General features: G+C 58.8%; 8 protein-coding genes. 4 read left to right on the top strand and 4 right to left on the bottom strand.

The window, feature by feature from the left end; genetic code table 11:
• Positions 1-205: 205 nt before the first annotated feature.
• The 3 genes from DU506_RS13720 to DU506_RS13710 form a co-directional block, all read right to left on the bottom strand.
• The gene (locus DU506_RS13720; protein WP_235825626.1) at positions 206-829 is read right to left on the bottom strand and encodes a substrate-binding domain-containing protein; all 624 of its coding nucleotides are present in this window, start codon (positions 827-829) and stop codon (positions 206-208) included.
• An 8-nt stretch (positions 830-837) separates the two neighbouring features.
• Positions 838-2094: a DUF2254 family protein gene (locus DU506_RS13715; RefSeq protein ID WP_114487466.1), complete on the bottom strand. Its 1257-nt coding sequence runs from the start codon at positions 2092-2094 to the stop codon at positions 838-840.
• Between the two features lie 601 nt (positions 2095-2695).
• Positions 2696-2959 carry a hypothetical protein gene (locus tag DU506_RS13710; RefSeq protein ID WP_114487465.1) on the bottom strand — a complete coding sequence of 88 codons (264 nt, stop codon included), beginning with the start codon at positions 2957-2959 and terminating at the stop codon, positions 2696-2698.
• A 187-nt stretch (positions 2960-3146) separates the two neighbouring features.
• Here DU506_RS13710 and DU506_RS13705 point away from each other — a divergent pair, with 187 nt between their 5' ends.
• Complete coding sequence (locus DU506_RS13705; protein WP_114487464.1) at positions 3147-4343, top strand: MFS transporter; 1197 nt, start codon at positions 3147-3149, stop codon at positions 4341-4343.
• A gap of 29 nt (positions 4344-4372) precedes the next feature.
• Positions 4373-4828 (top strand): hypothetical protein, encoded by a 456-nt coding sequence (locus DU506_RS13700; protein WP_114487463.1) that lies wholly within the window; start codon positions 4373-4375, stop codon positions 4826-4828.
• Between the two features lie 18 nt (positions 4829-4846).
• On the opposite strand, the gene DU506_RS13695 is transcribed toward DU506_RS13700, so the two are convergent.
• Entirely contained in the window at positions 4847-5122 is a 276-nt protein-coding gene (locus DU506_RS13695; protein ID WP_114487462.1) for a metal-sensing transcriptional repressor, read from the bottom strand.
• Positions 5123-5161: 39 nt separating this feature from the next.
• Between DU506_RS13695 and DU506_RS13690 the strand changes: the two genes are divergently transcribed.
• Both DU506_RS13690 and DU506_RS13685 read left to right on the top strand, forming a co-directional pair.
• On the top strand, positions 5162-5623 hold the full coding sequence (locus DU506_RS13690) for a hypothetical protein (protein ID WP_147273756.1): 462 nt from the start codon (positions 5162-5164) through the stop codon (positions 5621-5623).
• Between the two features lie 52 nt (positions 5624-5675).
• Positions 5676-6410, top strand: a complete 735-nt coding sequence (locus DU506_RS13685; RefSeq protein WP_114487460.1) for a HupE/UreJ family protein — start codon at positions 5676-5678, stop codon at positions 6408-6410.
• Positions 6411-6412: the final 2 nt, after the last annotated feature.

Raw genomic sequence — 6412 nt, 5'->3', positions numbered from 1 at the left:
TGGAGGGTAGAATCGGTCATGGCGTATCCACTCTTGTTGGTTGAGATCTTGGTCGTGATCAATCAACAGGATACGCCACCCTTCCTACTTCCTCCCATACACCAGAAGTCACCATAGCTCGTTCAAGAATGATGTTGCCCTTCATTTATGAAGACATAGAGTTATAGAATCGTTCTGACCCAAATTGAGGTATCAATTCTTACTATTAGGAAGGTAGACGGGTGCTGCCGCGCAACATGGGAGTGGCCGGCAATATGAGATGCTCGGGCTGCATATCCTCTTGTATCATCTGCTTCATCAGCAGTTCAGTCGCTTTTTGGATCATCATGTCGACAGGTTGCCTAACAGTGGACAGAGAATTGCTAGGCCAAGCAGCCATGGGCACATCGTCGAAACCAATAATCGAGACATCGCTTGGCACCTTAAGAGTAAATTCATGTCGCAGAATCTCCATAGCGGCGAGTGCCAACAAGTCATTGGCTGCGAAGATGGCATCGGGACGCGTAGGTGAGCTAAACAGACGCCGGGTTGCCTGACATGCATCCTCGTAACGATAGTTTCCGATCTCAGTGGCTAGACAGTCTTGGTTCATGGAACGCAGCCCCTCAAGAAAGCCAGCTTCTCGTTGCTGATGCGTTGATGAATCCGGCAGGCCACCAATGAAGGCAATATGTTGATGCCCCAATGATGAGAGGTAGCGGCCGGCCCAGTATCCGCCCTGAATATTGTCGCTGCCGACCTGACTGATACCCGCATAATCCACCGTTCGGTTTATGATGACGACTGGTATGCCGAAGTCGTCTACCAACCCGGCTTGAGTCTGGGCCATAGTGATGGCTAGCATTCAAGCCGTTGGCGATCTTGAAATAGCATACCGTTGGCTTTTGCAAGAGCTCGCAGCATTTCAGCCTGATGTTCGACCTCAGAGACGACCGGGGCCGCCTCACAGTCCTCGGCAAGCTTTCGAACCCTATGCAGCATCTTCATCAGGTGGCGGGCTGCTTCGGGATCTTGGGAGGCCGGTCCTCGGAGGCGTTCCGCGCACAATCTCACAAGGTCGGCGGCGTTCCAGCCGACATCGTCGTAGATATAGCGGTCATCTTCGTCCTTGTCGTGCAGCTGTGGTAACCCCCGGTCAATGATTTCCTCGAGTACGCCCTCAAGGTGGACCATTACCTCGTAGGAAGTTGAAGTGTCGGCGCTTTGAAGCGCGAACGTCCCGACGTCCACCAGTTGAATTATGGTAAACGCGATGTCCATATCAGGGCTGCGGGTGCGGGCTAGTTTGAAAGCGCCGGCCACTGCGTCGAAGTTAACTTCGTCTTTGTTCTCTGTAGAGGATACGAGCGCGATAGTGCTGCGAGGGGTGACAAACTCGCCGACACGGTGACGCAGATGAATAACTCCGCCCGCCGGCAGCGCTTTACGCATCTGGTCGATGTCGATATTGGTCACCCAGCCGGCCCCCTGCGCCTGTACTGCCTGCGGTTCAGACAGTGGTGGCGGCACTTCTTTAAGTTTAAGCCGCTCCTCGGGGAGGCGATCAAGCGCTTTGAGAACATTTTCGGCAAGGCGGCTGATCAGTTCCGGTAGTGAAAGGCTCCGTGTAGCGTGCTGAATCGCCAGCAGCACGCCTGCCATCGCGGCGAGTGCGATTAACGCTACCAGCACGGTACTTACAAAGGGAGCAGAGGCCTGATCTTCGGTGGGCAATCGCAACAAAATGACCAGCACAGTCATAACGCCCGCCGACATGAACGCCAGCAGATTACGCTGGAAGTTGTCATCTAGAAAGATCAGTAGCGTTCGTGGCGAAAAGTGTGAAGCCATGAGACCGACCACAACGGTGCGCATCCACAGACCGAATACTGCGACCGTGATCAAGCCACTGAGCACCGATCCCATCAGAACCCGCGCGCCAGCGACGTTACCGAGCTCGACCGGCGGGGACGACAGCCAAATCGTATCCACGGCCATGACTGCCAGGCCTAAGCCGAGGCCGATTGCCAAGGCGACGCCCATCGCTAACGTAATCTTGCCTAAATGCAGGGATGTTAAACGCGGCGGAGTCTTGCCAAAATGTCTCTTCTTCATGCAGTTACCTTGTGGTGGCGGCCGTATTGCGATCTGAAATCAAGCTATAAGTGCTTCAGCGCTGTTTGTCCCTAGCCCTTGGATCACCGTCAGCTGATCGTGTTTGTGCAGCACGACAACGCTCAATTTAAGATCAAATATTGGACTCATGCGCTTTTATGAAAGATTCATTAAGGCAAATCAAGCAAGTATTCCCTCTCCTCAACTTGAGGAAACGACTGAGCGGTCCTTCATCTAATATTGAGGGGCTCAAACAGTCCTTTCCGTGCGTTGCCGCACTTAACAAAAGCGGAATGTGGAGTACTGCACACCAACGAATAGCTCTGAGATTCGTATACAACTCCAGGTCTTATGCTTTAATTTGAGGAGGCTGCAAGAGCGGTTAATTTGGGTTCTGGGATAAGGGCTTTCACCTAATTATGCACCGTTATATCAGCTTTAACGTATTGACCGCTTTTGGCCGTTACCGGCAGGCATATAAAACGGTCGTTTTCTTTACACGCGTTGACCGCCCACCAGGAGGCACTGGAAGGGCGGTTTTGCGTAAAGAAATTGCGTAAATTTTTCTACGTGCAGAAAAGGGGCGCTTTCTTAGGTCTGGTCAGCCGTGAATGAGCCGTGCCCCGGGAGGAACCTGGTAGGGGAGTTCGTCACAGTCACCGGGCGGTGGCTGCTGACCTTCCGGCCGATCCGGATACCAGATCCGGCATTCGCCGGGAGGTGGCAGATGGCCGCTCGGCAACCCTTGGCTGCGTTCGTAGCCGGGATACCCGCTTCCATACCCGTAGCCATCTGCATGGACGGCACAGCCTGGTAGCGCGGTGACCGCCAGCAGTGAGGCGGCCGCTCGGTACAGGGACTTCATACATCTCTCCTCGTGACGTGCCTGTCGAGATCCTGACTCCCGACATGATGCGCGAAGTCTCCCTGGCTTGCCCATCATCAATTGTTTTCTTGGTTGGCAGGAGCTAGGCTTCTCATATCCCCCCCTGGGGGATATGAAGTTGACATGTCTGGTGGCCTCGGGCCACCCCCGCGTCAAGAGGGTTCGCATGGAGCTTTTTCGCGACCGGCGCTATCGCCACCTTTTCTCCGCGCAAGTCATCGCCCTGATCGGTACCGGCCTGACCACCGTTGGCCTGGCGCTGCTGGCCAGCGAGCTGGCCGGTGAGCGCGCCGGTGAGGTGCTGGGCACGGCGCTGGCCATCAAGATGATTGCTTACGTGGGCATCGCCCCGGTGGTAGGCGCCTATGCCACCCGGCTGCCGCGCCGCGCCCTGCTGGTCACCCTCGACCTGCTGCGCGCTGCAGTGGTGGTGAGCCTGCCGTTCGTCACTGCGGTATGGCAGATTTATCTGCTGATTTTCCTGCTCAATGCCTGCTCGGCGGGCTTTACGCCAGTCTTTCAGGCCACGATCCCCGATATCTTTGAAGACGAGCGTCGCTACACCCAGGCGCTCTCCCTGTCACGCCTGGCCTATGACCTGGAGAACCTGCTGAGCCCAATGCTCGCCGCGTTGCTGCTGGTGGTGATGTCCTTCAACCTGCTGTTCGTGCTGAATGCGGTGGCCTTCCTGCTCTCGGCATTGCTGGTGGTCAGCGTGTCGCTGCCTTCGCCGCATCCTCAGACCGTCGGCGGCGGGGTCTGGACCAAGCTGACCCAGGGCATGAGTCGCTATCTGGGCACCCAGCGGCTGCGTGGACTGCTGGCCCTCAACATGGCGGTGGCCGCGGCCGGTGCCATGCAGATCGTCAATACTGTGGTCTACGTGCGACACGTGCTGGGCATGGGGGAGACCCAGGTGGCCATCGCCTTCGCGGCGGCGGGCGGCGGCTCGATGGTCGTCGCCCTCAGTCTGCCCAAGATACTGGAGCGCCTGGATCAGCGGCCGGTGATGCTGGTGGGTGGCCTGCTGATGAGTGCCAGCCTGCTGGCGGGGTTGATGGCACCGGGCTTCGTGCTGTTGTTGTTGCTGTGGTTCGTGCTGGGTGCCGGGGCCTCAATGGTGATGACGCCCACCGGCCGTCTGCTCAAGCAGTCCTGCCGGGCCGAGGAGCGCCCGGCGCTGTTCGCCGCCCAGTTCGCGCTTTCCCATGCCTGCTGGCTGGTTGCCTATCCACTGGCCGGCTGGCTGGGGAGCGCCCTGGGCATGATGCCCGCCTTTGCGGCTTTGGCCACGCTGGCCCTGGCTGCCACCCTGCTGGCCACGCGTCTGTGGCCGGCGGAAATGACAAAAGCACGCGCCTGAGCGTGCCGTTCCAGAGAGGAGAGAGACCGATGACACCCCTTGTCAGAAAGGCATCGCTGATCGTTGGCACCCTGGCCCTGATGGTGGGCGGGGCACAGACCCAGGAGGGCACTGCCGAAGGTCTGGTGGCCGGCATGGAACGGGCCGATATGACCTATCGCGAGCTGATGGAGATCATGGGGCGCGCGTCCGGCATGATGCACGAGGGCATCCTGCGGCAGAACCCGCAGATGGTGAAGAGCGGGACCCATATCATCCTCACACACCCGGCGCCGAGCCACGACCCCTGGACCATCATGGCGGAAGAGGACCAAACCGGGTTCAAGTCCAGCCTGGTCGCCTTCGATAAGCTACTGGATCAGTCCGCACAGGCCACCACTGATGCGGCGCTACAGCGTGACTGGGCGGCTGCCAGCCGAGCGCTGCAGGAGCTCAACAACTCATGCGTCGGCTGCCACGCCATGTGGAAGGACAAGGTGAAGTAGGCGGAATCGATCACGCCACTACAGATAGCGAACGATGGCCTTGAATTCCTCGATATGGGCTTGCTGTGCCTCCGTCTTGGCGTCGATGGCCTCATCCAGGCAATGGTCGATGTGATCCTGCACCAGAGTCCGTTTGGCCTGTTGGATGGCCTTCTCCACAGCGTGCAGCTGTTGGGCGATGTCCAGGCAGGGGCGGCCGTCCTCGATCATTTGAGTGACACTCTGCAGATGGCCCCGGGCGCGGTTGAGCCGCTTGATGATATCGGGGTGACTCTCGTGGGGTTGTGATGGCATCTTCAGCTCCCTGTTGTGGTTCCTATGCCCCTGGAGAGGATGTTAAGCTCTTGCCGGCAGCGTGCCAATGCCGCGCGTTGCGGTCCTGGCACCTGCGTCCTCGATTTATCCTGTCATCCTGAGTGGTTTTCCATGCTCCACCGGCTGCGCCATCGCCTCGGTTACCTGATCCTGCTGCTGCTCATCGTCCCGGGCCTGGTCCTGACCAGTGCCGGCGAGGCGCGTGCCCATGGGCCGCTGAGCGCAGCAGCGATTGAGGCGGTGCACCAGGAGGCAAAAGCCGACCGGCATGGGCACTCTCATGCCCATGACCACGGGGATGGTCGCCACCTTCATCATGAAAGTGGCAGCCACTTCCACGAGACGGCGGATCGCTTGGCGACAGGTATGAGCTTGGCACCGCGCCTCCGTGACGCCCTACGCATCGGTGCCCGGCACGGCGTGCCGCTGCGCCGCGTCTATCGCCTGGAACGCCCCCCACGGCCGGCCATCGCTGGATGACCGGGGCCGTCCGCCGGACGGCCGATACCCATGACAGACCCGTGGAGGTTTCATGTTTCCATCCCCAATGGGGGAGGCGCTCGGCTTGCCTGACAAGGCCCGACGTCATGCCCTGACCCTGCTCACGCTGCTGGTGTTGCTCCTGGGAGCCAGCGGTGATGCCTTGGCCCATGCCGTTGCCGAAGGCGACAAGGGCTATATCCAGGAAATCTATGGCGCTCACCTGATCTCGTTCGTCTACCTGGGCGCCAAGCACATGGTGACCGGATACGACCACATCCTGTTTCTGCTGGGGGTGATCTTCTTCCTCTACCGGATGCAGCACATCGCCCTCTACGTCAGCCTCTTCGCTATCGGTCACTCCACGACCATGCTGCTGGGGGTGTACTTCAACATCGGCATCAATAGCTACCTGATCGATGCCATCATCGGGCTCTCCGTCGTCTACAAGGCGCTGGACAATATAGGCGCCTACCAGCGCTGGTTCGGCGTTCAGCCCAATACCAAGGCGGCAACGCTGGTCTTTGGGTTGTTTCACGGCTTTGGCCTGTCGAGCAAGATCCTCGAATATGAGATCGCGTCGGATGGTTTGCTGCCCAACCTGCTGGCGTTCAACGTCGGGGTAGAGGTCGGTCAACTGCTGGCCTTGAGTGCCATCCTCATCGTTATGGGCTTTTGGCGTCGTACCGCCGGATTCCTGCGTCACGCCTACACCGCCAACGTCGCCATGATGTGCGCCGGTTTCATGCTGGTCGGTTACCAGCTCACCGGCTATTTCGTCGCCTGATT

The organism is Vreelandella rituensis, from assembly GCF_003336665.1.
Lineage (GTDB): Bacteria > Pseudomonadota > Gammaproteobacteria > Pseudomonadales > Halomonadaceae > Vreelandella > Vreelandella rituensis.
Note: the sequence above shows the minus strand (reverse complement) of the source record. Positions and strands in the feature narration are given on the sequence as shown.

Excerpts from the sequence above, each read along its gene's own strand:
- DU506_RS13720 (WP_235825626.1), bottom strand. The coding sequence starts at position 829 with ATGGCCCAGACTCAAGCCGGGTTGGTAGACGACTTCGGCATACCAGTC.
- DU506_RS13715 (WP_114487466.1), bottom strand. The coding sequence starts at position 2,094 with ATGAAGAAGAGACATTTTGGCAAGACTCCGCCGCGTTTAACATCCCTG.
- DU506_RS13710 (WP_114487465.1), bottom strand. The coding sequence starts at position 2,959 with ATGAAGTCCCTGTACCGAGCGGCCGCCTCACTGCTGGCGGTCACCGCG.
- DU506_RS13705 (WP_114487464.1), top strand. The coding sequence starts at position 3,147 with ATGGAGCTTTTTCGCGACCGGCGCTATCGCCACCTTTTCTCCGCGCAA.
- DU506_RS13700 (WP_114487463.1), top strand. The coding sequence starts at position 4,373 with ATGACACCCCTTGTCAGAAAGGCATCGCTGATCGTTGGCACCCTGGCC.
- DU506_RS13695 (WP_114487462.1), bottom strand. The coding sequence starts at position 5,122 with ATGCCATCACAACCCCACGAGAGTCACCCCGATATCATCAAGCGGCTC.
- DU506_RS13690 (WP_147273756.1), top strand. The coding sequence starts at position 5,162 with ATGTTAAGCTCTTGCCGGCAGCGTGCCAATGCCGCGCGTTGCGGTCCT.
- DU506_RS13685 (WP_114487460.1), top strand. The coding sequence starts at position 5,676 with ATGTTTCCATCCCCAATGGGGGAGGCGCTCGGCTTGCCTGACAAGGCC.